The organism is Pararhodospirillum oryzae, assembly GCF_007992075.1.
Lineage (GTDB): Bacteria > Pseudomonadota > Alphaproteobacteria > Rhodospirillales > Rhodospirillaceae > Pararhodospirillum > Pararhodospirillum oryzae.
Genome location: NZ_BJZO01000057.1, coordinates 1 through 26,714 on the forward strand (window position 1 = coordinate 1; position 26,714 = coordinate 26,714).

Annotated in this window: 20 protein-coding genes and 1 tRNA gene; 11 read left to right on the forward strand and 10 right to left on the reverse strand. The window is 69.5% G+C overall.

All coding sequences use genetic code 11. The annotated features are described in order from the left end of the window. Nucleotides 1-43: 43 nt before the first annotated feature. Nucleotides 44-913, reverse strand: a complete 870-nt coding sequence (locus tag ROR02_RS10785) for a polyprenyl synthetase family protein (RefSeq protein WP_147164034.1) — start codon at nucleotides 911-913, stop codon at nucleotides 44-46. Nucleotides 914-1,057: 144 nt separating this feature from the next. On the opposite strand from ROR02_RS10785, the gene ROR02_RS10790 reads away from it, so the two are divergent. Both ROR02_RS10790 and ROR02_RS10795 read left to right on the forward strand, forming a co-directional pair. Continuing rightward, nucleotides 1,058-2,620 carry a phytoene desaturase family protein gene (locus ROR02_RS10790; RefSeq protein ID WP_147164035.1) on the forward strand — a complete coding sequence of 521 codons (1,563 nt, stop codon included), beginning with the start codon at nucleotides 1,058-1,060 and terminating at the stop codon, nucleotides 2,618-2,620. 26 nt (nucleotides 2,621-2,646) lie between these two features. Then, nucleotides 2,647-3,528, forward strand: coding sequence for a carotenoid 1,2-hydratase (locus ROR02_RS10795; protein WP_218032806.1), 882 nt, complete (start codon nucleotides 2,647-2,649; stop codon nucleotides 3,526-3,528). A gap of 110 nt (nucleotides 3,529-3,638) precedes the next feature. On the opposite strand, the gene ROR02_RS10800 is transcribed toward ROR02_RS10795, so the two are convergent. After that, complete coding sequence (locus ROR02_RS10800; protein WP_246135512.1) at nucleotides 3,639-4,289, reverse strand: acyloxyacyl hydrolase; 651 nt, start codon at nucleotides 4,287-4,289, stop codon at nucleotides 3,639-3,641. A gap of 429 nt (nucleotides 4,290-4,718) precedes the next feature. Between ROR02_RS10800 and ROR02_RS10805 the strand changes: the two genes are divergently transcribed. Continuing rightward, entirely contained in the window at nucleotides 4,719-6,008 is a 1,290-nt protein-coding gene (locus ROR02_RS10805; protein WP_147164051.1) for a globin-coupled sensor protein, read from the forward strand. A 183-nt stretch (nucleotides 6,009-6,191) separates the two neighbouring features. Here ROR02_RS10805 and ROR02_RS10810 read toward each other — a convergent pair whose 3' ends face one another. The 6 genes from ROR02_RS10810 to ROR02_RS10835 all read right to left on the reverse strand — a co-directional run bounded on the left by ROR02_RS10810 (nucleotide 6,192) and on the right by ROR02_RS10835 (nucleotide 13,446). Then, on the reverse strand, nucleotides 6,192-9,599 hold the full coding sequence (locus tag ROR02_RS10810) for an error-prone DNA polymerase (protein WP_147164036.1): 3,408 nt from the start codon (nucleotides 9,597-9,599) through the stop codon (nucleotides 6,192-6,194). After that, a complete protein-coding gene (locus ROR02_RS10815) occupies nucleotides 9,596-11,146 on the reverse strand; it encodes a Y-family DNA polymerase (RefSeq protein ID WP_147164037.1) in 1,551 nt (516 codons plus the stop codon). The genes ROR02_RS10810 and ROR02_RS10815 overlap by 4 nt, the downstream gene beginning before the upstream one ends. Further along, nucleotides 11,061-11,807: an ImuA family protein gene (locus ROR02_RS10820; RefSeq protein ID WP_147164038.1), complete on the reverse strand. Its 747-nt coding sequence runs from the start codon at nucleotides 11,805-11,807 to the stop codon at nucleotides 11,061-11,063. The genes ROR02_RS10815 and ROR02_RS10820 overlap by 86 nt, the downstream gene beginning before the upstream one ends. Before the next feature lie 139 nt (nucleotides 11,808-11,946). After that, nucleotides 11,947-12,696, reverse strand: a complete 750-nt coding sequence (locus tag ROR02_RS10825) for a class I SAM-dependent methyltransferase (RefSeq protein WP_147164039.1) — start codon at nucleotides 12,694-12,696, stop codon at nucleotides 11,947-11,949. 33 nt (nucleotides 12,697-12,729) lie between these two features. Continuing rightward, nucleotides 12,730-13,077 carry a PIN domain-containing protein gene (locus tag ROR02_RS10830; protein ID WP_246135513.1) on the reverse strand — a complete coding sequence of 116 codons (348 nt, stop codon included), beginning with the start codon at nucleotides 13,075-13,077 and terminating at the stop codon, nucleotides 12,730-12,732. 120 nt (nucleotides 13,078-13,197) lie between these two features. Further along, nucleotides 13,198-13,446 carry a type II toxin-antitoxin system Phd/YefM family antitoxin gene (locus ROR02_RS10835; protein WP_147164040.1) on the reverse strand — a complete coding sequence of 83 codons (249 nt, stop codon included), beginning with the start codon at nucleotides 13,444-13,446 and terminating at the stop codon, nucleotides 13,198-13,200. 162 nt (nucleotides 13,447-13,608) lie between these two features. Between ROR02_RS10835 and ROR02_RS10840 the strand changes: the two genes are divergently transcribed. The 7 genes from ROR02_RS10840 (at nucleotide 13,609) to ROR02_RS10870 (ending at nucleotide 24,631) form a co-directional block, all read left to right on the forward strand. Further along, on the forward strand, nucleotides 13,609-14,940 hold the full coding sequence (locus ROR02_RS10840; protein ID WP_147164041.1) for a metallophosphoesterase family protein: 1,332 nt from the start codon (nucleotides 13,609-13,611) through the stop codon (nucleotides 14,938-14,940). A 1-nt stretch (nucleotide 14,941) separates the two neighbouring features. Beyond that, a complete protein-coding gene (locus ROR02_RS17445; RefSeq protein WP_147164042.1) occupies nucleotides 14,942-18,529 on the forward strand; it encodes a YhaN family protein in 3,588 nt (1,195 codons plus the stop codon). Nucleotides 18,530-18,602: 73 nt separating this feature from the next. Then, nucleotides 18,603-19,298, forward strand: coding sequence for a CCDC90 family protein (locus ROR02_RS10850; RefSeq protein ID WP_147164043.1), 696 nt, complete (start codon nucleotides 18,603-18,605; stop codon nucleotides 19,296-19,298). 644 nt (nucleotides 19,299-19,942) lie between these two features. After that, a complete protein-coding gene (locus ROR02_RS10855) occupies nucleotides 19,943-20,251 on the forward strand; it encodes a DUF485 domain-containing protein (protein WP_147164044.1) in 309 nt (102 codons plus the stop codon). Beyond that, entirely contained in the window at nucleotides 20,252-21,931 is a 1,680-nt protein-coding gene (locus ROR02_RS10860; protein WP_147164045.1) for a cation acetate symporter, read from the forward strand. A 221-nt stretch (nucleotides 21,932-22,152) separates the two neighbouring features. Continuing rightward, nucleotides 22,153-23,985 carry a putative nucleotidyltransferase substrate binding domain-containing protein gene (locus tag ROR02_RS10865; RefSeq protein ID WP_147164046.1) on the forward strand — a complete coding sequence of 611 codons (1,833 nt, stop codon included), beginning with the start codon at nucleotides 22,153-22,155 and terminating at the stop codon, nucleotides 23,983-23,985. Nucleotides 23,986-24,010: 25 nt separating this feature from the next. Continuing rightward, nucleotides 24,011-24,631 carry a 3'-5' exonuclease gene (locus ROR02_RS10870; protein ID WP_147164047.1) on the forward strand — a complete coding sequence of 207 codons (621 nt, stop codon included), beginning with the start codon at nucleotides 24,011-24,013 and terminating at the stop codon, nucleotides 24,629-24,631. On the opposite strand, the gene ROR02_RS10875 is transcribed toward ROR02_RS10870, so the two are convergent. Together ROR02_RS10875 and ROR02_RS10880 are read right to left on the reverse strand one after the other, a co-directional pair. Next, complete coding sequence (locus tag ROR02_RS10875; RefSeq protein ID WP_174823026.1) at nucleotides 24,609-25,838, reverse strand: alpha/beta hydrolase; 1,230 nt, start codon at nucleotides 25,836-25,838, stop codon at nucleotides 24,609-24,611. The two genes, ROR02_RS10870 and ROR02_RS10875, sit on opposite strands and share 23 nt — an antisense overlap. Before the next feature lie 121 nt (nucleotides 25,839-25,959). Then, on the reverse strand, nucleotides 25,960-26,388 hold the full coding sequence (locus tag ROR02_RS10880) for an NUDIX hydrolase (protein WP_147164048.1): 429 nt from the start codon (nucleotides 26,386-26,388) through the stop codon (nucleotides 25,960-25,962). Nucleotides 26,389-26,639: 251 nt separating this feature from the next. Between ROR02_RS10880 and ROR02_RS10885 the strand changes: the two genes are divergently transcribed. Beyond that, a tRNA-Val gene (locus ROR02_RS10885) sits at nucleotides 26,640-26,714 on the forward strand.

Here is a 26,714-nt window from a genome sequence, read left to right on the forward strand (position 1 = left end):
GGTATTTTCGGGAAAAGCGGTTCCCGCTTTTCCCCGGCAAGCGTCAAGCGGCGTAGGAGGCCAGGGCCTGGGGCAGGAAGCCTTCGGATTCCTTGCGGATCAGGGCCCGCAGGGCACTGGCCCCGGCGCACTCGGGAATCGAGCCCGTGGCCTCGTCGATCAGGCCCTTGAGGCGACCGATCGCCCCCTTGACCCCGAACTGGGCCACGGCGTTGGGCCGGCCCAGGGCGGCGTCCTGGCCCACCGGCTTGCCCAGGGTCTCGGGATCCGAGGCCACGTCGCGCAGATCGTCGGCCACCTGATAGGCCTCGCCCAGGCGCTCGCCCAGGATTCGCCAGTCGGCGGCCACGCCCCCCGCCGCCACCGCGCCGGCCATGGTCGAGGCCGCGAACAGGGCCGCTGTCTTGGCGCGCTGGTAGTCGTTGATCTCAACCTCGGGTTCCGACTCCCAGGCCTGGCCGGCGACGATTCCGTTGGGCACGCCCACCGCGTCGGCCACCAGGCTGACCAGGGGACCCAGACGCTGCGGCAGGCCGCTGGCCGCCTCGGCCAGGTTCTGGAAGGCGAGCAAGATCAGGCCGTCGCCCGTCAGCACCGCCAGCGGCTCGTTGAACGCCTTATGAACGGAAGGCTGGCCCCGGCGCATGTCGGCGTCGTCGAAACACGGCAGATCGTCGTGCACCAGCGACGCGCAATGCAGCAGTTCGATGGCAACGGCGGCGGCGTCGGTCAACTCGGGGGCATCGTCACCCAGCGCAAGGGCGACACCCAAGGTCAGGCGGGGCCGAAAGCGCCCTCCACCCGGAAAAACGGCATGATGCATCGCCCGCGCCAATAAAGGCGGCGATCCGGGCGCCGTGGTCCGGCCAAGGGCACGTTCCAGAGCCCGATCGATGCGCTGCCTTGGGTCCATCAATTCCTCCCGCCACCGGCAATTGTCAATGATTTGTGCCACTTGCGACTGTTAGGCACTTTGGACATTTGATAGGGTCAAGTCAATGACGATTGGGAGGCCTGCAACGTCACGGCAAAGACGCCAAAAACAAGGAGGCGGTCAATGGCGACAAGACGGGTGGTGGTGGTCGGCGCCGGGATGGGGGGGCTGGCGGCGGCGGTGGATCTGGCCGCCCGTGGCGTTGACGTGACCGTGATCGAACAGGCCGCCACCCCCGGCGGCAAGATGCAGGCCGTGCCCTCGGCCCTGGGCCCGATCGACGCCGGCCCCACCGTCTTGACCATGCGCTGGGTGTTCGATCAGCTGTTCGACGACGCCGGCGCCAGCCTGGACGCAACCGTGGCCCTGCGCCCGGCCGAGGTCCTGGCGCGCCACGCCTGGCCCGACGGCGCCCGCCTCGACCTGCTGGCCGATCCGGATCAGACCGAGGCCGCGATCGCCGCCTTCGCCGGCGCGGCCGAGGCCCGGCGCTTTGCCCTGTTCCGCGCCCGGGCCCGCGAGATCTACGGGCTTTTGGAGCCCACCTTCATCCGCGCGCCGCGCCCCAGCGCCGCCGGGCTGATGCGCCGGGTCGGCGCGCGGGGGCTGGCCGACATGGCCCGCATCGCGCCCTTCACCACCCTTTGGAAAACCCTGTCCGACATCTTTCGCGATCCGCGCTTGCGTCAGCTGTTCGGACGCTACGCCACCTACGTGGGCTCGTCGCCCTTTCTCGCGCCGGCGACCTTGATGCTCATCGCCCACGTTGAACAAGAAGGCGTGTGGCTGGTGGAAGGCGGCATGGTCGGCCTGGCCCGGGCCCTCGCCGGGCTGGCCGAGGCCAAGGGGGCCTGCGTGCGCCTGAACACCAGGGTGCGGGAAATCCAGGTCGCGGACGGCCGGGTTGTCGGCGTCGCGCTGGAGGACGGCGAGCCCGTGCGGGCCGACGCGGTGGTGGTCAACGCCGATCCCGGCACCTTGGCCCTGGGGCACCTGGGCGCGGCGGTCACCCGGGCCGCGCCACCGCCCGCGCTCCGCGAACGATCGCTCAGCGCCCTGACCTGGACCATGCTGGCCGAGGCCGAGGGGTTCCCCCTGTCGCGGCACACGGTGTTTTTCAGCGCCGACTACGGGGCGGAGTTCAAGGACCTGACCGACCACCAGCGCGTCCCCCCCCAGCCCACGGTTTACATCTGCGCTCCCGACCGCGACGGCGCCCTGACCTCCGGGACCACCGGAACCGCTAACCCGGGCGCGGCCCCGGCGGACAAGGTTTCGTCCGATGAAACGCGCCCCTCGGCTGAACGCCTTTTCTGCCTGATCAACGCCCCCGCCCTCGGGGATCGCGCCCCCCTTGACCAGAAGGAGATCGCCCAATGCACCGCCCGGACCCTTGCCCAGATGGAACGCTGCGGCCTGCGTTTGCGGCCCCAGGAGGAAACGGTGCGGGTGACGACGCCCAGCGATTTCGAACGACGCTTCCCGGGGACGGGGGGCGCCCTTTACGGGCGGGCGACCCACGGCTGGGCAGCCTCGTTCGGCCGGGCGGCGGCGCGAACGGCGGTGCCGGGGCTGTATCTGGCGGGGGGCAGCGCCCATCCGGGGGCGGGGGTGCCAATGGCGGCCCTGTCGGGACGCCTGGCGGCGACGGCGGTATTGTCGGACCTGACTTCACGCGTCCGGTAGCGCCGGGCGGCTATGCGTGGTGGTACGTGGATGCGCTCAGCGACGATGGCCAGCACGGCCTGACCCTGATCGCCTTCATCGGCAGCGTGTTTTCACCTTATTACGCGCTCAGCGGCCGGCATGATCCCGCCAACCACTGCGCGATCAACGTGGCACTGTACGGCCAGCCCCGCTTGTGGACCATGACCGAGCGCGGACGCGCCGCCCTGCGCCGGGGCCCCGACCACCTGACCATCGGCCCCAGCACCCTGACCTGGGCCGATGGCGGCCTCAGCGTGAGCATCGACGAACGCACCGCCCCCCTGCCCCGCCCGGTGCGCGGACGAATCCGGGTGTTTCCGGCCGCCCTGAACAGCCAGACGTTCCGGCTGGACGGCGCCGGACGCCACCGCTGGCGGCCGGTGCTGCCCAGTGCCCGGGTCGAGGTCCACCTGGAAAGCCCGGCCCTGAGCTGGAGCGGCGCCGGGTATTTCGACACCAACGACGGCGACGAACCGATGCAGGCCGCCTTCCGGCGCTGGGACTGGTCGCGCGGCTGCACGGCCGACGGCGGCACCGCGATCTTGTACGACATCACGCCCCGCCACGCCGACCAGGGGCCCACGCTGCTGGCCCTGCGCAGCGCCCCGGACGGCAGCCTGGTGCCCGCCGACATGCCGCCGCCCGCCCCCTTGCCGATGGGGCCGGCGTGGCGGGTGGCGCGGGGCACGCGCTGCGACGCGGGCACCTGCCCGCGCGTGGTGGAAACCCTGGAAGATACGCCGTTCTACACCCGCTCGGTGGTGGACACGGCGTTGTGGGGCGAGCGCGTGCGCTCGGTGCATGAAAGCCTGGACCTGGAGCGCCTGCGCTCGCGCTGGGTGCCCTGGCTGCTGCCCTTCCGCATGCCCCGGATCGGGGGGCGGTGAGAAAAGGCCTCCCCCTGGTTCAAGCGCCTCCCCCGTTTCCAAGGGAACCATGAGCCCTTGAAACGGGGGAGGAACAGGGAGGCCACGAGCCGGACGAGCCGTCCCGGGTGTCAGTGGGCGAGGCTGAGCACGCTGGTCAGGGGCATGGAGACGTTCAGACTGACTTCCTCCACGCCCGGATTCTTGTCGGCGATGTTGGCGTTCGACAGGTGATGCATGGCCACGCCGGCCCGCCAGCCGCCATCAAAGCGCCAGCCCACTTCCAGGCCCGACCGGAATTCCAGCGGATAGCCCAGGTCGCGCCCGCCGCCCTGGGTGTACCAGCCCAACGCGGCATTGGGCATCACGTACACCCGCTTGCCCAGCATCACATCGGCCAGCAAGCCGCCGTACAGATAGGTTGATCCCTCGGTCGAAACCTCGAACCCGCCAAACGGGCGCAAGATCCACAAGGATTCGTTGGGCCGGTATTCAAACCGGAACTGACCGGCGGTGGACTCGTCGTCCTTGAAGTTGAACAAGGTCACGGCGCCGGCGCCCAGCACCAGAAGATCGCCCTTGTCGGGGTTGACCGTGACAAAGCCACCGCCAGACCCGCCGCCGTTGCCCCACCAGCTCGATCCGCCCCCGTTCTTGCTGTAGAGGGCCTGACTCAGGGTCGTGGACTGAGCATGGCCTTCCCCAGCGTGTCCCAGCAGCATGCCGGCTCCGATCACGGCGCACGCGAGGATCTGTCGAAGGCGGTGCGGCGTTTTGCGCATGGTCTGGCTCTCCCCTTTTGCCCAAGCGTATTCCGCCGGAGGCGTCGCCCCGGCCGGAAGCGGCGGGAGTGTACCGCAGCCCTTTCCCCGACCCCAGGATAATCTGGCCTTGCCGGTTGGTTCCAAAGAGAGCGCCCCCTTCCCTCGCGCCGGAATAAAACACGGGATTGCGGACCCCCATAAAGGTATTTAAATACGTCATTGCAACGCGAATCATGCCCGCGCGGAAGGCGAATCCAGAACAAAACAATCATATTTTAAGCGCTAATACAGACTAAACTGTGTCCTTTTAGGATCACGCCTTGCCGAAGAAAACGAATCGATATACAAATATATTCGTTTGGTTACGCCGCACTGCCGCAATTCCTAAGCTCAACCAGGGTGATCGTCATGAGCAAGGCCTTGAACAACCAGGTTCGCCTTGAAGCAATGCGAATTGATGAGGAAACACGCAAAACCCTCCGCGAGCTTCAGCCTATTGTTAAACCATACATGGAAACTATTGTAAATAACGCCTTCTCGTATATTCTTCAATGGGAAGAAGTTCAAATCGCCTACAAAGACATTTCCCTGTCAGATGCAAAAAAATCCCAGATCGATCATTGGCTTAACAGCATTTTCGCAGCCAACTTCACCGAACAGGAGTTCAAGAAGGCCATCGACATGGGGCGGCGCAGGCAAAAAATGGGCCTTGATCTCCGATGGTATTCGGTCTTCTGGAATTCCATTCTTTGTGAACTGATCGAAAAAATCCTGCCTCACTATCGGCGCCATCCCGCCCGGCAGGTTCAGATTATTTCAACCCTCACCCGCGTTGTGATGTACGACCTGGAAATTTTCAACGCGGTCTATATCCATGCGGCCAACAATGCCGCCACCGAAACCTTGAACGAGCAGGCCCGGGTTTTCGAGGCCGACATTGAAGCCCCCGTGAAACGCCTCCTGGGCTCGGTCGAGGAGTTGCAGAACACGGCCCAAACCATGCAATCGGTGGCCGACACCAGCGTCAGCCAGTCGACGGAGGCCCAAAAAGCGGTCGAGGAAGCCGGATCCAGCGCCCAGGCCGTGGCCGCCGCCACCGAGGAACTGGCCGCCTCGATCCAGGAAATCGGCCGCCAGGTCAGCCAGTCCACCCAGATCACCCAAGGCGCGGTCGACGAGGCGGAGCGGACGAACACCCTGGTTCAGGGACTGGTGGAGTGCGCGAACCGCATTGGCGAGGTGGTCAAGCTGATTAATTCCATCGCCAGCCAGACCAACCTGCTGGCGCTCAACGCTACCATCGAGGCGGCACGGGCCGGCGAGGCCGGCAAGGGCTTTGCCGTGGTCGCGGGCGAGGTCAAGAACCTGGCCAACCAGACCGCCCGGGCGACCGAGGAAATCTCGGCCCAGGTCACGGCCGTGCAAACCTCCACCCGCGACGCGGTCAGCGCGATCCAGGGCATCGGCGGCACCATCCAGAAGGTGAGCGAAATCGCCACCCTCATCGCCAGCGCCGTTGAACAGCAGCGCGTCGCCACCCAGGAAATCGCCCGCACCGTCCAGGACGTGGCGCGCGGCGCCGACACGGCAACCGCCAGCATGGCCGAGGTCTCGCGCCTGACCGGCGATACCGGCCAGGCCGTGGACGTGGTCAAGGAAAAGGTCGATGCCCTTTCCCACGACACCACGACCCTGAGCACCGAGATCGAACGCTTCGTGGCACGCATCAAAAGGTAGGGTTCGCCGGGGAGAAGGGAGCACCGCTTTTCCCGAAAAAACAAACTCAAACAAAGGGATCCAGAGTCTGTTCGCTCCAGACTGAAACTGGATCAACTTGAGTCAAGTTGGCCCAGTTTCAGTCTGATTCTATAAATTTTAGAGTAACTTCGAGGCCAAAACCCCGACGCCAGCCCGCCCCCCTTACCGGCCCTCCCCCGTTCCCGGGCCCGGCCGGTTGTGGCGCAGGCGGTCGGCGCGGGCGGGTTCCATGCTGGTGGCAACCGCCCGAACCCGGGCTTCCCCGGGCGGGGCAAGGGTCGCCAGCAGCCCGGTCAGGTCGGCCAGGTGATCGGCCACCAGGTGGATTACCGTGCCCTCGCGCTGTATCCGGCCGCTGGCGGCCAGCAGGCGCGCGCCCATGACGATGCGCCGGTGCGCCTCGAACACCGACGCCCACACGATCACATTCGCCCCGGCGTCCTCGTCCTCCAGGGTGATGAACACCACCCCCGACGCGGTGCCGGGACGCTGCCGGCACAAGACCAGCCCGGCCACGCTGGCCCGGGTCCCGTCGGCCCGCTCGGCCAGGCGCCGGCAGGGGTGAAAGCCGGCCCGGGTCAGGGTGGGGCGCAGCAAGGCCAGGGGATGGGCCCGCAAGCTGAGGCGCAAGGCAGCGAGATCGGCCAGCAGGGCCTCGCCCTCGCTCAAGGGGGCGAAGGCCACCGCCTCTTCGTCCCCATTGTCGCCCTCGCCTGCCTCTCCCTGCCGGCCTTCGCTCCCCCGGCTCCCGGCGCCTCCGGTCTCGACCCTTCGGGTCTCGGTTCCCCCGGTCTCGACCCTTCGGGTCTCGGTTCCCCGGGTCTCGACCCTTCGGGTCTCGGCGGCGGCGAACAGGGGCAACGGGGCCGGATCCAGGCCCTTGACCGCCCACAGGGCTTCGCGCCGTTCGCGCCCCAGACCCGCGAAGGCATCGGCCCCCACCAGCCGTTCCAGGGCGGCGCGCGCGATCCCGGCCCGGCGTCCCACCGCCTCGGGCGAGTCGTAGCCCGCGCCCCGGGCCGCCACCACCGCGCGCCCCGCCGCCTCGCCCAGGCCCTTGATCTGGCGCAGGCCCAGGCGCAGGGCCAGCGCGCGCCGGCCGCCGGGAAGAATCACGGCTTCCAGCGTGCAATCCCACTCACTTTGGTTGATGTCCACCGGCCGGACTTCCACCCCGTGGGCGCGGGCGTCGCGCACGATCTGGGCCGGGGCGTAGAACCCCAGGGGCTGGCTGTTGAGCAAGGCGCAGGCGAAGGCGGCCGGCGCGTGGCATTTCAGCCAGGCCGAGGCATACACCAGCAAGGCAAAGCTGGCGGCGTGGCTTTCCGGAAAGCCGTAGCTGCCGAAGCCCTCGATCTGACGAAAGCAGCGCTCGGCGAAGGCGGGGTCCAGGCCGTTCCGGACCATGCCGGCCACGAACGCGTCCCGAAAGCGGCCAACCTCGCCCGCGTGGCGGAAGGTGGCCATGGCGCGGCGCAGGCGGTCCGCGTCCTCGGCGCTGAAACCGGCACCCTCGATGGCGATGCGCATCGCCTGTTCCTGGAACAAGGGCACGCCCAGGGTTTTTTCCAGAACCCGGCGCAAGAGGGGGGATGGATAGCGGACCGGCTCCTCGCCCCGGCGCCGGCGCAGGTAGGGGTGCACCATGTCGCCTTGGATCGGTCCCGGGCGCACGATCGCCACCTCGATGACCAGATCGTAAAAGGTACGCGGGCGCAGGCGGGGCAGCATCGCCATCTGGGCCCGGCTTTCGACCTGGAACACCCCCAGGCTGTCGCCCTGGCACAGCATGTCATAGACCAGCGGATCCTCGGGCGGGATCGTGGCCAGGGTCAGGGGGCGGCCGTGATGGCGCGCGACCAGGGCCAGGGCGCGGCGCAGGCAACTGAGCATGCCTAAGGCCAGGACATCGATTTTCAGCAGCCCCAGGGTATCCAGGTCGTCCTTGTCCCACTGGATCACGGTGCGCCCGGGCATGGCGGCGTTTTCGATTGGCACCACCTCGTCGAGGCGCGAGCGGGTCAGCACGAAGCCGCCCACGTGCTGCGACAGATGGCGGGGCAGGCCCATCAACTGGGCGGCCAGGTCCAGGGCCTGGCGCAAGCGCGGGCTGTCGGGATCCAGGCCGGCCTCGCGCACCCGCGCGTCGGAGGGCAGGCGCGACGACGATCCCCACACGCATCCGCACAAGGCCGACACCGTGTCGTCGCTCAGCCCCAGCACCCGGCCCACGTCGCGCAAGGCGGAACGCGCCCGCCAGGTGATCACGGTCGCGGTCAGGCCGGCGTGGTCGCGGCCGTAGGTTTCGTAAAGATATTGAATCACCTCCTCGCGCCGCTCGTGCTCGAAATCCACGTCGATGTCGGGGGGCTCGTTGCGCGCGGCCGAGATGAAGCGTTCAAACAGCAAGTCGCTGCGCGCCGGATCCACGGCGGTGATGCCCAGGCAGTAGCATACCGCCGAGTTGGCGGCCGAGCCCCGGCCCTGGCACAAGATGCCCCGCCCGCGCGCGAAGGCCACCAGGGCCTCGACGGTCAGGAAATAGGGCGCGTAGCCCAGGCGGGCGATCAGGGTCAGTTCATGGCGCAACCGCTGCTCCACCGACTCGGGGACGCCCTCGGGGTAGCGCTCGCGGGCCCCGGCCCGGGTCAGGCGTTCCAGGCGCCGGTCGGGGGGCTCGTCGCCGCTTTCGGCCGGGTAGTCGTGGCGCAGTTCCGCAAGCGAGAACGAACACCCCGCCACCACGTCCATCGGCCGGGCCAGGGCCTCGGGATGGTCGGCCATCAGCCGCGCCCAGTCGGCCGGCCCGCGCAAATGGGCCTCGGCATGGGCGGCCAGGCGCCAGCCGGCTTCGTCCAGGCGCACGTGATGGCGCAGGCAGGTCAGCACGTCCAGCAGGGGCTTGCTGGCCGGGGCGTGCAGCCGCGCCGCTCCCGCCGCCAGGGGGGGAATATCCAGGCGCTCGGCCAGGCGGGCCAGCCGCCACAGGCGCCGGCGGTCGCAGCCGTCGTGCCGGGGCGTCAGGGCCAGCGACAGCCGGGCCCCGGCCGTTTGCTTCCAGGCCGCGAGCGCCCCCCGGAAGACCGGATCGGCCCCGGGATCCTCCAGCCCCTCGGGCGCGATCACCGTGACCCACTGCCCTTCGGCATGGGCATGCAGGTCGGCGGCCCCCAGGGAGCATTCTCCCTTGGGGGCGGCGCGCCGGCCCCTGGTGATCAGACGCGCGAGGCGGCCATAGGCGGCGCGGTCGCCGGGGTGCATCAGCACCATGGGCCCCTCGGCCGGCCGGGGATCGATCAGGGCACCAACCACCAGCCGCACCCCGTGGGCCCGGGCGGCGCGATGCGCGCGCACCACCCCGGCCAGCGAGTTGCGATCGGTCACCGCCAGGGCGTGCAGGCCCAGGGCGGCGGCGGTGATCACCAGATCCTCGGGCGTCGATGCCGCCTCCAGGAAACTGAAGCACGACTGGGCGAACAGTTCGGCCCTGGGGGGTGGCTCCGGAGAACACGGGGCGGACGGCGCCGCCGCCGGGTCCCCGTCCCCGGGCCGCCGCCAGCCGCCGGTCATGGGAACACCCCGTGCACGGCCCAGGCGTGGCCCGCGTGGACCAGCCACAAGCGCCGGCCGTCCCCGGTCTCGACCCGCCAGTAGGTGCGCGGCGGCTCCCGATCCTCCCCGGGGGCATTCCACCAGGGCGGGCCCAGGCACTCGGGACCGTCGTGGGCGCGCACCCCAAACGCGGTGGCGCCCAGGCTCAAGGAGCGGGGCACGCCGGCCTCGTCCACGCGCACGCAAGCCGGCAGGGGAGGCGCGAACAGACGCACCGGACGCGGCGCCGGCTGCGGCCAGGGGACCCTCGCGCCAGCCACGCCCCCGTCCGTCAGCGGCACGGCCGGACGCACCGCCTCCTCGGGCCAGAAGCGGGCCCGGGGCAGCAAGACCGCCGGGGCCTCGCCCAGCCGCCCCGCCAGCCGGTCCAGGAGGCAGGCGAGCCCCGATCCCGGGGCCGAAGGCGCGCTCTCCTCCATCCCCGGCAGCACCGCCTTTCCCCAGCCCGGGGGCAAGGGATCGGTTGCCAGCACCCGCGCGACCAGGGCATCCACGCCAAAACCGACTTCCACGCAAGCCAGCGGCTCGCGCAGCAGGCCGGCCAGATGGCGGGGGTCGCGGGTCGGCTGGTGGGTGCCCACGAGAAGCTCGCGCGCCCCGCCGTCGCACAGCTCCAGGGTCAGCCGCAACCGGCGCACCCCCTGGTGGCGGGCCTCCAGCGCGCGGGTGACGCCGTTCAGCAGGGCGTCCAGGGCCGCCTCCAGTCCGGCCGGAGTGCCCAGCGGCTCGGGAAAGGCGCGGCGCGCGACAACGGGCGCTTCCGGCCGGTGCCAGGCCACGGGCTCGGGCGCCGCGCCCAGGGCCTGGTCCAGGCGCTGGCCGACCACGGGCCCCAGGCGGGCGGCCAGGGCCCGCCGGGGCAGGCGCATCAAGGCCCCGATGTCGCGGATCCCCAGGGCGGCCAGGGTTTCCACGACATCGGGAGGCAGACGCAGGGCGGCCCCGGGCAGGCCGGCCAGAAGCTGGCGCTGGGCGCCCTCGGGCAGCACGAACACCGGGGTCTCCTCGCTGGCCAGGAAGCGCGCGGCGGCCCAGGCGGCGCCCACCGTGTCGGCGCCCCCCACCCGTGTTTGGTAGCCGGCCCGGGTCAGACGGGCCCGCACCGCCCCGGCCAGGGCCTCCTCGCCCCCGAACAGCAAGGCGCAGCCGGTAATGTCGAGGATCAGCCCCCCGCCCTTGGGCCCGTCGGGCACGCCGTCCACGGCCACCCGGGGCGTAAAGCCCCCGCAGGCCTCGGCCAGCCGCGCCAGCCAGCGCCGGGGAGGGTCGGACTCAAGCCGCCACGCGCGCACCCCGGGGGCGCGCGCACGGGCATCGGCCAGGGTCAGGCCGGGAGTCAGCCCAAGCCCCCGCGCGGCCGGGTTCAGGGCGTCAAGCACCAGGGCGTTGCGCCGCGTCGTCACCGTGGCCAGGGGCGCGTCACGCCACGGAGCCCCCGGTTGCCCGGGCCGGGTCAGGTGATCGGTGATCAGCGTCGGCAACCAGATCGAGAGTACCCGCCTCATCGCACCACTCCAGGATCCAGGCCCGGGGCACGCCGCCCCGACAGCGTTCCAGGACAACCCGCCAGCGGGCCGGCCCCGGCCCGCCCCACGGCGTGGGCGCGGAAGGCAGTCCTTCCAGCCGCCAGCGCGTGCTCGCCACTCCCGGCGCGCCGCCCCGACGCGCGCGCTCCAGCAGCACGCCGGGAACCCCGCGACGGGCCGCCGCCAGGTGCAGGCGCCGGCCACTGGTTCCCTCCAGCCGCGCGCCCTGCCCGATCACCGCCCCCACCTCGGGGCAGTGCAACGCTTCCTCCAGGCTCCACAGCAGGCGGGCCGGATCGCGGGCCCGCGCCACCATCAGCCGCCCCGGCTCCAGCCCCAGGGCCGCCAGCCCCGGCGCGTACAAGGTATCATCCTCCCCGCCTTGCACGCACCACACCACCGGCCCCCGCCCCCGGGCAAGCCGCGCGGCCATCCAGGCGGCAAAGGCCGTGGCCGGCCCTTCAAAGGCTCCCGGACCCGCCACCACCTGATGCAGCTGTCCCAGCGCCAGCCCACCCCCCGGCAAGGCCGCGTCCACGGCCGCGATCCCCAGCGGACACACCCGCGCCGTCTCCCGCCCGCCCTCTTCCAGCTGGCGCACCACGCGGCGCAGGGCGGCGAGATCGGCATCCTGGGGCATCACGACATCCTGGCATTCTGGGTTTCGGGCGCGGGCGCCAAGGGAACCTTCCGGCTATAGTTCATGTTTTGTTCTTACGCAAGACAGCGGTGCCAGCGGGACGGCAACGACCGCCAGAGCCTTGATTCAAAAAAAGATGCTACAGACGCCCCAGGCGCAGGGCCAAAGGCCAGCGGATCACGCGCACCGACTCGGGCGGGCCCCAGGCGGCGGCGAGATCGTCCACCGCCCGGGCCAGACGCGCGTCCTCGCCGGCGGCGCGGGCCCCCTTGAGCGCGGACCAGGTGCCGATGTAGCCCACCAGCTCGTCCAGGCTCCACGAGGCGGTCATGGCCAGGGGGGGCGCCTCTTCCTCGGGGAAGGGAAAGGGCAGCAGGCGATAGCCGGTTTCCACATGGTGGCGCTCGGGTGGCCAGTAGGGGCCGAGGACCGTGTGATACAGATGGGCCAGGGCCGCGCCGGGCGCCCCGTCGGTTTCCGTCACCCCGTAGCTGATCAGGGCGAGCAGCGCCCCGGGCCGGGCCAGCCGCCGCGCCTCGTCATGAAAACGCGGCAGGTCGAACCAGTGGGCGGCCTGGGCCACCGCGATCAGATCGGCCTCGCCCGGGGGCAGGCCGGTGTCCTCGGCCGGGGCGTGGTGATAGCGCACCCGTTCATGGGCGGGCGCGGCCTGGATCTGAGCCGCGCTTGCGTCCACGGCCCACACCGACGCGAACGCCGCGGCCAGGCACCCCGAAAGCTGCCCGCTGCCACACCCGCAATCGATGGCAAGGCCGGGCGCGGGGCAGCGGCTGGCCAGGAAAGGCGCCAGATCGGGCGGATACTGGGGGCGAAAGCGGGCATAACCATCCGCGCAGGCCGAAAAATGGTCCTTGAACCCGCTGCCCATGGGCGATCTCCTTGGGTGTCGTCCGGTCCTTGCTCATGGCTCCAGGTTTCCTTCCTGTCGCCTGGCTGCCTCTTCCGGCGACAGGACAGCAATTCCAAACGGCTGGAAATGCCTTCCGTTTCGAGTAATCACGACAAGATCATGGCTCTTGGCGATTCCGGCAACCATGGCATCCGCCATCCCGGGCGCATGGCCGATGGCCAGGGCCCGCGCTTCCAGGTGTCCAGACAAAACGGCGGCTTGAAGATCAAGCCCAAGGATTCTATCGCCGAAGCCATCAAGCAACCCGGCCAGCCACACCTTCAGGCGCGCGGCCTTGGCGGTCGCGCCCTTGCTGCCGAGGGTGGCAATCCCTCGCTCGATTTCGTGAACCGTCACCACCGACAAAAAACACCCTTCCCTCGGCGTCTTGTGTCTCCAGCCACTGGAAGAAGGCTGCGGGTGGATCCGCCCAAGAGGGTGCCATCATGGAGATGACATTGGTATCGAGCAGGAATCCTCTCATAAATCAACGTCACGTGACGAGGAATGAAAACGCTCGACAGGCTCGCCAGGATAAGACCGCAAATACGACACCAAGCCGGACCGCCGTTTTTCCAGAACCTGACGCGCGGCTTCGGCCGCTTCCAGGGACACCAGGGCCGCGATCGGTTTGCCTTGTCTGGTGATCGTCACGAATTCGCCCCTCTCGATCTCTTCGATCAAGGCGGAAAAGCCTGCCTCGGCTTCTTGAAATGTCACAATGGTCATTGATGACTCCGCCCCTTCGGGATCTCTGTCTTCCAATCATACGAAAAAATGCCCCCTGTTTCCTCTCCCATCGTCAAGGACGCGGCCATGAAGCCCCTTGAACGACGCCGGGACGGCGGGTTTCATGGGCAACGGGCCCCTGGCCGACGGAAGGATTGACGGGTGTTTCGATTTTTGCACACGGCCGACCTGCATCTGGACAGCGCCTTGCAAGGGCTGGCCGGCCTGGACACTCAAGGAAGCGGGCTGGGCCGCACGGCCACCCGCGACGCCCTGGTGGCCCTGGTTGACCTGGCCCTGGCCGAGAACGTGGCATTGGTGGTGATCGCGGGCGATCTGTACGACGGCGATTGGCGCGACTATCACACCGGCCTGTTTTTCGTGGAGCAGATGGGGCGGCTGGCCGACCAGGGGATTCCCGTGGTCGTGGCCCAGGGCAACCACGACGCGGAAAGCCGGATCACCCGATCGTTGATCCTGCCGCCCACGGTACGGGTGTTCGGCAGCCGTCGGCCCGAGACCTTTGTCCTGGACCTGCCCGGGGGCGACCGGGTGGCCCTGCACGGCCAAAGCTACAAGGAACGCGCCGTCACCGACAACCTGGCCCTGGACTATCCGGCCCCCGTGCCCGGGTGCTTCAACATGGGCGTTTTGCACACCGGCCTCGGGGGGCTGGGCGGGCACGCCAACTATGCCCCGTGCGCGCTCTCCGACCTGCTGGGGCGAGGCTATGACTACTGGGCACTGGGCCATGTGCATCAACACACGGTGGTGCACCGTCACCCGCCCGTGGTGTTTCCCGGCACGCCGCAAGGCCGCCACGCGCGCGAGCCCGGCCCCAAGAGCGTGACCCTGGTCGAGGTCGACAACGGCCAGGTCACCGCCTTGGAAACCAGCGCCGTCGACACGGTGCGCTGGGCGGTGCTGGACGTGACCCTGGCCGACTGTCCGACCCGAAGCGCGGTCGAGGACCGGCTGGCCCAGGTCCTGGCCGACGCCGTCGCCACCCAGGGAGACGGCCGCCTGCTGGCCTGCCGCCTGATCCTGGGCGGCGAAACCCCGGCGCACACGGCCTTGCTGGCCGGACAGCGCGATCTGGAGGCCCAGGCGCGGGCGGCGGCCCTGGGGCTGGGGCCCGGGCGGGCGTGGGTGGAAAGCGTGCGCCTGGAAACCCGTCCCCCGACCCGGCCCGCCCCCTCCCGCGACAGCGCGCCGGAAGCCCCGGGCATCCGGGAAGGCCTGGATGCCCTGGCCGGCCTCGACGCCTTTCTCGACGAGGCCGCCCGGGATCCCGACCTGGTCGAGCGCCTGCGGACCGACCTGGATCCCCTGGTGCGCCGCCTGCCGGCCGAGCTGGCGACCGTGGACCCGGACGACCCCGGGCGGCTGGTCGACGATCCGGCGCTGGTGGCCGCGCTGACGGGCGACGCCGGGGCGTTGATCGCGGCGGTCCGGCCCTTCCTGATGGCCCGCCTGGACGGGGGGGACGCCTGACATGCGCCTTTCGCGTCTGGACCTGCTGGCCTATGGCCCGTTCACCGCTTTCACCGTCGACCTGGCCGCGCCTTCCCCCGGCACCCCCGACCTGACCCTCCTCGTGGGGCCGAACGAAGCGGGCAAGTCCACCACCCGCGCCGCGATCGAGGATTTCCTGTTCGGCTTTCCGCACCGCACGACGCGGGATTTCCTGCACCCGTCCACCGCATTGCGCCTGGGGGGCGTGCTGGAGCGGGCGGACGAGCCCCCCCTGGCCTTCGTGCGCCGCAAGGGCACCAAGAACATTTTCCTTGATCCGGACGGCCAGCCCCTGCCCGAGGCACAAGGGCGCCTGGAGGCGTGGCTGGGCGGCAGCGACCGGGACGCGTTCATCCGCCTGTTCAGCCTGGACAGCGAGCGCCTGCGCGAGGGCGGCCAGGCGATGATTTCGGGCAACGGCGACCTGGGGCAGGCCCTGTTCGCGGCCGGGGCGGGATTGGCCGACCTGGGACAGCGCCTGCGCGCCTTGAACGACGAGGCCGAAAAACTGTGGAGCCCGCGCAAGGCCGCGCATCGCGCGTGGTTCCAGGCCGAGGAGCGCCTGGACGCCGCCAAGGCCGCCTTGCGCGCGCATACCTTGAACGCCACCGACTGGCAGGCCCGGCGCGACGCGGCCGAAAAGGCGGCCCAGGCCGTGGCCACCTTGGAAGCGGACGCGCGCGAGGCCGGCACCACCGCCCGCCGGCTCGCGCGGGTGCGCCGGGTGTTGCGCGACGTGCGCGCGCTGGAGCACCTGAACGAACGCCAGCGGGCCCTGGCCGGAACCTGCCGCCTGCCCGCCGACGCCAGCGCCCGGGTGGAGGAAACCCTGCGCGAGGCGGCCCTTCTTCAAGCCCGCCTGGACACCCTGACGGCCGAGGACACCCGCCTGGCCCGGGCCCTGGCCGCCCTGGCGCCCGACACGGGGGTGCTGGCCCAGGCCGACGCCCTCGACGCCCTGGCCGAACGACGCATCGCCGTGCGGGCGCAGGCCGCCCGGGTACCGGCCCTGCGGGAGGCGCTGAAGGCGGCCCGGGCGGCGTGCGCGCGCGCCGCCGGCGATCTGGGATGGCCCGAGCGCGAGGAAGAAGCCCTACGCCAGCGCTTGCCGGCTCCGGCCGACGCGGTGGTGCCGCGAGCCCGGCTGGCGACGCGGGGCGAGGCCCTGGCCGCGGTCCAGGCCGCCGCCCAGGCCCTGGACGAAGCCCGCGCCCGCGAAGCCGCCCTGGCTGCCCAGCGCGCGGCCCTGGGGCCGGACATCGACCCCACCGCCCTGGTGGCGGCCCTGGCCCTGGCCCGCGACACCGAAGCCACCACCGGCCCCGCCCTTCTCAAGGAGCGGGCCGAGGCCGACGCGGCCGCCACCGAACAGGCGCGACGGCAAGCCGGACTGACGCCGGCGGACATGGACCTGGACACGCTGGAAAAGCTGGCCGTCCCCCCCCGCGAGGCGGTGGAAGCCCTGCGCGAGGCCCACCGCGCGCACGAGGAACGCCAGCGCGACCTGGCCCGACGCCACGCCCGCGAAACCAAGGCGCTCGCGCTCCTGGCCGACGAACTGGAGCGCCTCGCCCGGGATGAAACGGTGGTGTCCCCCGCCGCCCTGGCCGAGACCCGCGCCCGGCGCACCCGCCTGTGGGCCCGGGTGCGCGCCCGCTGGCTGGACGAGCCCGACGTCCCGCCCGAAGGCGAGGAAAACGCGGCGGAACCGTCGCCCCCGGCCCTGGCCGACGCCCTGGAAAGCGCCACCACCGCCGCCGATGCCCTGGCCGACCGCCGCTTCGCCCACGCCGAGGCCGCCGCGCGCTTCGCCGAGTGCCAGCGCCGCCATCAGGCCCAGCACGATGCCGTGGCCCTGCTGGCCGCCGAGGCCGACGCCCTGAGCGCCGAGGCCGGCACCCTTGAGGCCCAGGCCCGTGCCCTGTGGCACGCCCTGCCCGACCTGGCCCCGGATCCCGACCGGGCCCTGGCCTGGCTGGATGGACGCGCCGCCCTGCTTGCCGTGGCCGCGCGCGAACGCGACGCCCGCCAGCGCCTGCTCCCCTTGGAAGCCCAGCGCGCCCAGGCGGGGGACGAAATACGCCGGGCCCTGGCAGCCCTGCCCGCCACCGCCCCCGCAACCGATCTCCCGGGTCTCGCCCCCCCGGGCCTTGACGCCGCCGCGCCCCTGCCGGCCTGGATCGAACACGCCCGCGCCCGGCTCGCCCGCCTGGAGCGACTCCATGATCAGGCCCAGAGGCTGCGCGCCGAGCAGGCCCAGGCCGCCGCCGAGACCGCGCGCAGGCAAGCGGCCCTGAACGCCGCCCGGGCCGCGTGGACCACCTGGGAGCACGACTGGCACGCGGCCCTGGGCGCGCTGGGCCTGGATCCGGCCACGCCGGTGGAGGGCGTGGCCAGCCGCCTCGACACCCTGGAGTCCCTGCGCCAGAGCCTGGACGAGGCCCGGCGCCTGGGCCATGAGCTGGCACGGCTGGAGGCGGAACACGCGGCCCTGAACGACGCCATCGCCGCCCTGGGGACAGCCCTGGCCACGCCCGACGGGGCTCCCTTGCCCCTGGATCCCGACGCAACCCTGGACGGCCTGCGGACCCGCCTGGCCGAGGCCCGCGCCCAGGCCCACGAGCACGCGCGCCTGATCCGCGAACGCCAGCGCCAGCAAGAAGAACACGCCCAAGCGAGCGCCGAACGCCACACGGTGCTGGGCGGCCTGCGCCCCCTGCTGGACGCGGCCGGGGTCGAGGATCCCCAGGCCCTGGCCCCCGTCATCGCCCTTTCCGACGCCGCGCGCGCCGTGGACGATGAACGGGCGGCGGTACTCGCGCGCCTGAAGGCCGACGGCGACGGCATCCCCCTGCCGGACCTGATCGCCGAATGCGCCGGCGTCGATCCCGACGAGGCCGCCGCCGGGGAAGCCGCCCAGGCCCGGCGGATGGAGGACATCGAACACGCCTTGCGCGCCGCCCGCGACCACGACCGCGAGGCCCGCCAGGCGTTCCAGGCCCTGGGCGGCGACGGGCTGGCGGCGCGGGCGGCCGCCGACAAGGCGGCGGCGCTGGCCGACATGAACGCGCTCACGGCCGAGGTGATCCGCCTGCGCACGGCGAGCGTGTTGCTGAACTGGGGCATCGAGCGCTTCCGGCGCGATCGCCAGGGGCCCTTGCTGCATCGGGCGGGCGCGTTGTTCGCGACCCTGACCGGAGGCTCGTTCGCGGGCCTGGGCACCACCTACGACGACGACCAGCCCGGCCTGGAAGCCCTGCGGGCCGACGGCCGCCCCGTCCCCCTGGATGGCCTGAGCGCCGGCACCGGCGACCAGTTGTACCTGGCCTTGCGCGTGGCCGCGATCGAGCACGCCGTGCCCCACGCCCCGGCCCTGCCCTTCATCGCCGACGACCTGTTCATGACCTTCGACGATACCCGCGCCGGGGCCGGCTTCCGGGTGCTGGCCGAGCTGGCCCGACGGACCCAGGTGTTGTTCTTCACCCATCATCCGCACCTGGCGCGGCTGGCCGTCGAGTCCCTGCCGGAACCCGTTCGGGTTGTTTCGCTTCCAGGATCGCCCCGATAGGCGGCCCTCCCCTTGACCCGGACACGGGCCCGCCCCACACTGACCTCAGGCGACTCGTCCGGAGACCCGGCCCATGACCGTTCACGCCTTTCGTCTTGAGGATGCCGGCTTCACCCGACCGCAGGTCGAGGCCCTGGCCGCGTTCCTGGATGTCCAGTCCGCCAGCCGGGCCGATCTGATCCAGGCCAAGGGAGACCTTCAGGCCGACATCGCCGAGCTGAGAGCCGAGGTAAAGGAAGACATCACCGAGCTCAGGGCCGAGGTAAAGGAAGACATCACCGAGCTCAGGGCCGAGGTGAAGGAAGACATCGCCGAGCTCAGGGCCGAGGTGAAGGAAGATATCGCCGAGCTCAGGGCCGAGGTGAAGGAAGATATCGCCAAGGTCCGAAGCGAAATGTCCGAGCTGAGGACCGAGCTCAAGGACGACATCGCCGCGCTGAGGACCGAGGTCAAAGAGGATATCGCCAGGGTCCGAAGCGAAATGTCCGAACTGAGGACCGAGATCAAGGAAGATATCGCCGCGCTCAGGACCGAGGTGAAGGACGAAATCTCGGAACTCAGAACCAACCTGCAAGGTCAGATCACCGATCTCGGGCGCGAGACTCGGGCCGAATTCGCCCAGGTTCGGGTGGAGATCAAGGCCGGTCTTGCCGAAACCAAGGCTGATCTTCTGAAATGGATGGTGGGCACGGTGCTGGCGGCGGTCCTCGTCAACGCGGCCGTGGTGGTGACGACGATGTTCGGTCTGGCGCGCCTTCTGGTGAAATAGGCCCGCGACTCTCTTCCTCGAAGGGAACCCATCCCCTCCCCCCGGGAGGCACGCCGGCCCGAACCGGCTCTCGCGACAAAACACGCAAAACAGCTCTGCATTACTGGAATTGGGGCGCAAAAAGGAGGATCGCCTGGACCGGAGGCCTGTTGGAGCGGGTATTCCCAGGCAGCCCCCCTTCGCTCCCGGCGAAACGAAGCGTCGAATTTCCTTGGGTCATCACACTTTATACTGAACCATCCCTACGGATTTTGCCTTTATTCACCTTCCTCTTTTTTAACATCATTTCTTTATTGCAGCGCAATGGAGCCGAGTATTCCCCACCATTCCGCGCCTTCCGTCCAGTATCGGCAGGCCTCCCCTCTCCCCCCTCCCCCCCCAATCTTGTTCCCAACGCCTTCTTGTCACGGGCTTTTTTACGCGGACTCTGGGAATGGGGGGGCAGGATTTTCGCGATCCCGTCTTTTTCCTCTGGTGTTTCCGCGCGCGTAAGGTATCGTCACGGTGCATACCAGCCATGTTGCTGGCACTAAAATTGGAGCCCTCCGGGAGAAGCCGGCACCAAGCCGGCCCCCGGATGCTCCGTTGGACGGAACAGCGCCGGACAGCCTTTTCGCCCGGCGACAATCCCTTGGGAGGCTCCCTTGTCTCGAACCATCTATGATCGGGTTCGCGCGAACCCTAAATTCCATCAATTGTGTGAAACACGCGGGCGTTTTGCCTGGATCCTCACCGCCGTGATACTGGTGATCTACTACGGGTTCATCGCCATCATCGCCTTTGCTCCCGACATGCTGGGCGCCCCCTTGGGCGAGGGCAGCGTGACCACCGTGGGCATCCCCGTTGGCCTGGGCGTCATCCTGTCCGCCATTGTGTTGACCGGTATCTATGTCTACCGCGCCAACGGCGAATTTGACGAGCTGACCCGCCAGATTGTCGAGGAGTCCAAGTAAGTGAGCCACGTTTCGCGCACCCTGGGAACGGCCGGCGCCGCCCTGGCCCCGGCCCTGCTGCTCCCCACCCTCGCCTTTGCCGCCGGCTCGGTGGATGGCGCGGTTGAAAAACAAGCGGTCAACGTCACCGCGATCGCCATGTTCGTGGCCTTCGTGGTCGCCACCTTGGGCATCACCTACTGGGCGGCCCGGCGCACCAAGTCGGCCAAGGACTTCTACGCCGCCGGCGGGGGCATCACCGGCATGCAAAACGGCCTTGCCATCGCCGGTGACTACATGTCGGCCGCCTCGTTCCTGGGGATCGCCGGCCTGGTGTTCACCTCGGGCTTCGACGGCCTGATCTACTCCATCGGCTTCCTGGTCGGCTGGCCGGTCATCATGTTCCTGGTGGCCGAACGGTTGCGCAATCTGGGCAAGTACACCTTCGCCGACGTGGCGTCGTTCCGTCTCGGCCAGGGGCCCATCCGGTCGATGTCGGCTTCCGGCACCCTGGTTGTGGTTATTTTGTACCTGATTGCCCAAATGGTTGGCGCGGGTAAGTTGATTCAGCTGCTCTTTGGCCTGGATTACAGCGTGGCCGTGATCCTGGTCGGCGTGCTGATGGTCGCCTACGTGACCTTCGGCGGCATGCTGGCCACCACCTGGGTCCAGATCATCAAGGCGGTGCTGCTGCTGTCGGGCGCCACCTTCATGGCGGTGATGGTGCTGGTTCACTTCGGCTTCTCGATGGAAAGCCTGTTCAAGACGGCGACCGAGGTTCATTCCAAGGGTATCGCCCTGATGGAACCGGGTGGCCTGGTCAAGGATCCCGTCGACGCCATCTCGCTGGGTCTGGCCCTGATGTTCGGCACCGCCGGCCTGCCCCACATCCTGATGCGCTTCTTCACGGTGGCCGACGCCAAGGCGGCCCGCAAGTCGGTGTTCTACGCCACCGGGTTGATTGGCTACTTCTACATCCTCACCTTCATCATCGGCTTTGGCGCCATCGTTCTGGTTCTCAATCAGCCCGAATACATGGGGGCCGATGGCAAGATCCTGGGCGGGTCCAACATGGCGGCCATCCACCTGGCCCAGGCCGTGGGCGGCAACGTCTTCCTCGGCTTCATCTCGGCCGTGGCCTTCGCCACCATCCTGGCCGTGGTGTCGGGCCTGACCCTGTCGGGCGCCTCGGCGGTGTCGCACGACCTTTACGCCTCGGTGTTCCGCAAGGGCCGCGCCGCCGAAACCGACGAAATCCGCGTGTCCAAGATCACCACGCTGTGCCTGGGCGTGATCGCCATCATTCTGGGCATTGCCTTTGAAAGCCAGAACATCGCCTTCATGGTGGGCCTGGCCTTCGCCATCGCGGCCTCGGCCAACTTCCCGGTCTTGTTCCTGTCGATGTTCTGGAAGGGCCTTTCCACCCGGGGCGCGTTCGCGGGCGGCTTTGCCGGCCTCGCCTGCGCCACCGTGATGGTGATCCTGGGCCCGACCATCTGGAAGGACGTCCTGGGTCACCCCGACGCCATCTTCCCCTACAAGAACCCGGCCTTGTTCTCGATGCCGCTCGCGTTCCTGGTGGCCTGGGTGGTTTCGAAGATGGACACCTCCGACGAAGCCCGCGCCGAGTCGGTGGCCTTCGATGATCAGTACGTCCGTTCGCAGACCGGCCTGGGCGCCGAGCAGGCTTCCAGCCACTAACCCCAGGGTCGGCGGGCAGCCCCCCGTGGGCGCCCGCCGGTCCTTTCATGATCGCATCGCCTCCCAGGGAAGCACGGCGGGAGTTCCCGCCGGAAGGGGGCCAGGCCCCCTTCCGCTTCCCGGTGCCGACGCCCGGCCGGGCCGGCACCCACCCCGGCCGCGACCCGGCCGCGCGATCTTCTTCGCCCCTTCCGCGCTTCCCTGGCAAAAAGGGCACGGCCATGGGTCCGTTCGACTTCAGCGTCCCCCCGTTCGACCGTCTGACCGAGACCGAACGCGACCTGCTGCAAAACGCGGCCGACATCGCCTATTTCAAGGCCGGCGAACGCCTGACCGACCCCGAGCGTCCCGGTGATGTCTTGTACGTGGTCATGAAGGGCCTGGTCGCCGAGCGCGATGGCACCGATCTTCTGGCCGTTCAGGGCGCGGGCGATTGCGTGGGCGCCATGGCCCTGGTCCACGGCACCCGTCAGCCGACGTGCGAAGCCCAGGAAGAAACCATCGTCCACGTGCTGCCGCGCCAACTCGTGCTGGATCTGTGTCGCGCCAATCCGGCCTTCGAGCGTTTTTTCGCGGCCTCGCTGGGCGATCGCCTGGCCGCCCATGCCCAGGCCCAGCAGGTGCGGGGCATGGCGGGGTTCATGGTCGCCAAGGTCTACGAAGCGTACCTGCACCCGCCCTTGCGCGTGCCCGCCGCCATGACCCTGCGCGAGGCGGCCTTGCTGATGAAGGAACACCACGCGACCAGCCTTCTCGTCGATGCCCCCGACGGACGGGTGGGGGTGCTGTCGGGCTCGGACCTGCGCGAGGCGGCGTTCGTGCGCGAATGGCCGATCACCACGCCCGTGGGCGAGTGCGCCACTTTTGAAACCGTGTTCATCGAAGCCGATGATTTCCTGTTCTCGGCCCAGGTGCTGATGACCCGCCACGGCATTCGCCGCCTGCCGGTGCGCCGCGAGGGCCAGGTGACCGGCGTCTTGGAGATGATCGACCTGCTGGGCTACATGTCGAGCCACGCCCACCTGGTGGCGCAGCGCATCGACCGGGCCACCACCTTGGAAGACCTGGCCGCCGCCGCCCGCGCCCTGGACCCCCTGTTGCAGGGCATGAGCGGGTCGGGCGTGCGCCTGCGCGACGTGGCCCGCCTGGTGTCGGACCTGTCGCGCAAGCTGCAAAGCAAGCTCTTCCACCTGCTGGCCGCCGATGCCCTGTGCGCGAGCGAAAACGGCCCCGGGGGCTGCTGCCTGGTGGTGATGGGCTCGGAAGGGCGCGGCGAGCAACTGGCCAAGACCGACCAGGACAACGCCCTGATCGTGCGCGAGGGCACCGATCCCGAGCGGCTGCGCGCGGTGTGCCAGCGCTTCACCGAGGCCATGCTGGGCTTTGGCTATCCCCCCTGCCCCGGGGGCATGATGGTGTCGAACCCGGCCTGGGCCAAAAGCGAAAGCGCGTTTCGCGACGACCTGCTGAGCTGGACCACCACCCCCAGCGAAACCGGGTTCCTCAACCTGGCCGCCTTCCTGGATGCCGAACCGGTGGCGGGAGACGCGGATCTTCTGGCTCGTCTCAAAAACGGGGTTCTGGAACGCCTGCGCGGCAACGATGCCTTCCTCAGCTTGTTCGCGCGCCCGATCCTGACCTTCGATACCCCCATCGGCTTTTTTCATCAGCTCCTGGTCAGCCGCAAGGGCGGCGCGGGCGGGGGTCTTGATATCAAGAAGGGCGGCATTTTTCCCATCGTTCACGGGGTGCGCGCCCTGGCCCTGGAACACGGGGTGGCCGAAAGCAACACCTTCGATCGCATCGATATCCTGCGCGATCGCGGCGCCTTGGAACCGGCCGTGGCCGCCGACCTGAGCGAAGCCTTGCAAGCCTTGATGGGCCTGCGTCTGGCCCAGCGCCTGGGCCGCCCCGAGGCGGGCGCGCCCGGGGAAGCCCTGGTCCGCGCCGAGACCCTGACCAAGACCCAGCACGACGCGCTGCGCGACGCGCTTTTGGTGGTGAAACGCTTCAAGGCGCTTTTGGCCCACCACTTCCATCTCAGCGCGTTCTGAGCCCCGCCCCAGGAGAATCCGGCCGATGAAAACCCGTCTTGGCCGTGCCCTGGCGCGGCGCCGGTTGCGCGATTCCGCCTACGCCTTCCTGTTCGACCCGCCTCCCGACGACGAGGTGGTGTGCGTGGATTGCGAGACCACGGGACTCAACCGGCGCACCGACGACATCATCACCCTGGCGGCGGTCAAGGTGCGCGGCAACCGCATCCTGACCAGTGAAAAGCTCGATCTGGTGGTCAAGCCCGGCCGGCCCATCGACCGCGCGGCGGTGCGCGTCCATCATCTGCGCGAAACCGATGTTGCCCGGGGCCTGCCGCCCCAAGAAGCCGTCGCGCGTTTCTTGCGCTTCGCGGGCGCCCGTCCGCTGGTGGGGTATTACCTGGAATTCGACGTGGCCCTGATCGAACGCCAGACGCGCCCGTGGCTGGGCATCGGGCTGCCCAACCAACGCATCGAGGTTTCGGAGCTGTTCTACGACTGGCGCACGCGCGGGCGCGACGGACTGTACACCGGCAACGTCGATCTGCGCTTCGCCACCATCCTGGGCACCTTGGACCTGCCCCGCCTGCCGGCCCACAACGCCTTCCACGACACGGTCATGGCGGGGATGATCTACCTGAAACTCAAGGCTCTGCTGGCGTCGTAAGGCGCGGCGGGGATCCCGGAGCCTCCTCCTGCCGGCCCACGGCCGGGACCGGCGCGGGCGGCTGGGCCAGGTCGGCCAGGATGGCCTCCACGTAGTCCTCGTTGATGCGGTGATCGGGGCTGGTGGTGTTCAGATGCATGGCGAAGCGCCCGCCCAGGCGCTCGACGGCCGCCGTCACCGCCGGCGCGTACAACTCGGCCAGGCGGTTGTTCTGACAGCAGCGGTCGTACTGGCCAAAGAACTGGATCTGGCCCCGGTCCGGCCCCACCGCCCCCATCACGAACATGTCCATGTAGTTGGCGGCGTGCAGCAGCGGCGGATAGTACTGCTCCTCGGCCGGAGGATGATCGTCCAGCTGCTGAAGATACAAGGGGTAGGCGCCGGCCATGGGGTACGAACGCCGGATGCGCGGCTCCAGGGCGGCCAGGACGACGCTCACCCAGCCCCCGGCCGAAATGCCCGCCATGTCGGCCCACGACGCCCCGGTATCGGCCAGGGCCTGGTTGAGGCCCGCCAGCACCGGCAGGAAGTAGCGGCGCAAGGGCAAGGGATCGAAGGCCAGATGTTCATGCCCCGGCTCGAAAACGCCGTAGCCCGGGTACAGACGCTTGACCAGGATGTTCTCGCCCCGGGGCACCACGTAATTCAGCGCCAGCACCGTGAACCCCCGCTCCAGCAGGGGGCGGATCAGGTCGGCTCCCTTGGCGATGGTCGCCGCATAGCCCTGGTGGTACACGACCAGGCGTCCGTTGGGCGCCTTGGGGTGCATCAGGTAAAAGCGCGAGGTAAACCCCTCGTCCACCGTCAGGCTGAACCGGTCGATCGCCGACGCCGACGCGAAGCCGGCGTAGGGCTCCAGGCCGGGCACGCCCGCCGGATTGATGGCGCGCTCGATGGTATCGGGGCGAACGGTATCGGGCGGGGTGTCGGTCCCGAAAATGACCCGCGACAGCGCGAGCCGGCGCCGGGCAATCGCAAGATCGCCATCCACGTGGATCAGCGACGCCGGATCGGTTTCCAGATAGATCGGCCGGATCCCTTCGTAGCGGAAGGGCTTGGAGCGCAGCACGTTGTACCAGCGACGGAAATCAGGATCATGGCGGAACAGGGCATCACCCGCCAGGTACAGCCCGCCCAACAGGGAACCGATCAGCGCCGCGCTGGCCAGGGCGGACAGCACGACGACGCGACAAGAAGGAAGAGTCATGAAGGGGAATCTTTAAGGCAACGATGGAAGACGCAAACCGGACGACCCCTGACCGGATGGCGCACGGGCGCGACATCCGCGAGAAGGGAAAAGCCGGCAAGACCGGAGAAGAAACCTGGGGTCAGTATGTGGGCCCTCCCACGGTGGGCAACGATTCGCACACCAGCCGTTCCATGCCCTCGCACAGGGGGCGGGGCAAGGCGTCGGGTTCGAACCAGCCGGCCTGATCGACATCCGAGGCGGGGCGGGGCTGTTCGCCCATCCACGCGCAGGCGACGGGAACCAGGATCCAGTGCTGGCCTTCGCCGATGTGTTCGATCACCGGCAGGATATCGACGGCGCGGCCCCGCACGCGGGTCTCCTCGACCAGTTCCCGCTCGGCGGCGTGGGCCAGGGTCTCGCCGGGCTCGACCCTCCCGCCCGGGAACCCCCACCGCCCCGCCTGGGGAGGATTGCAGCGCCGGACCAGCAGCACCTGACCATCGCGCCAGACGACGGCCAGCACGCCCACCCGGGGCGGCGTGCAGGAAGGAGAGTCATCAGCGCTCATGGCAACCTCGTTGTCCAGGATCAACGGCGGATAAGCGGGCATCTTGCCCGTTCCGCCCCAGCCGACCAAGGGATTTTCCAGGCCTGTTTCCTTGCCCAGGGTCCCGGGGAATCCCATGACAGGCAAAGGAATGGGCTCATTTTGACGACGGGACGCCGGCCCCTTCAAAAAAGCGTTGACACGGCTTCGCGGCCATTCTACAAACCCGCCCCTGGCCGGGGCGATCCCCGGACCGGAACCCCGACTTTACCGGGCGCGTAGCTCAGCGGGAGAGCACTGCCTTCACACGGCAGGGGTCACAGGTTCAATCCCTGTCGCGCCCACCA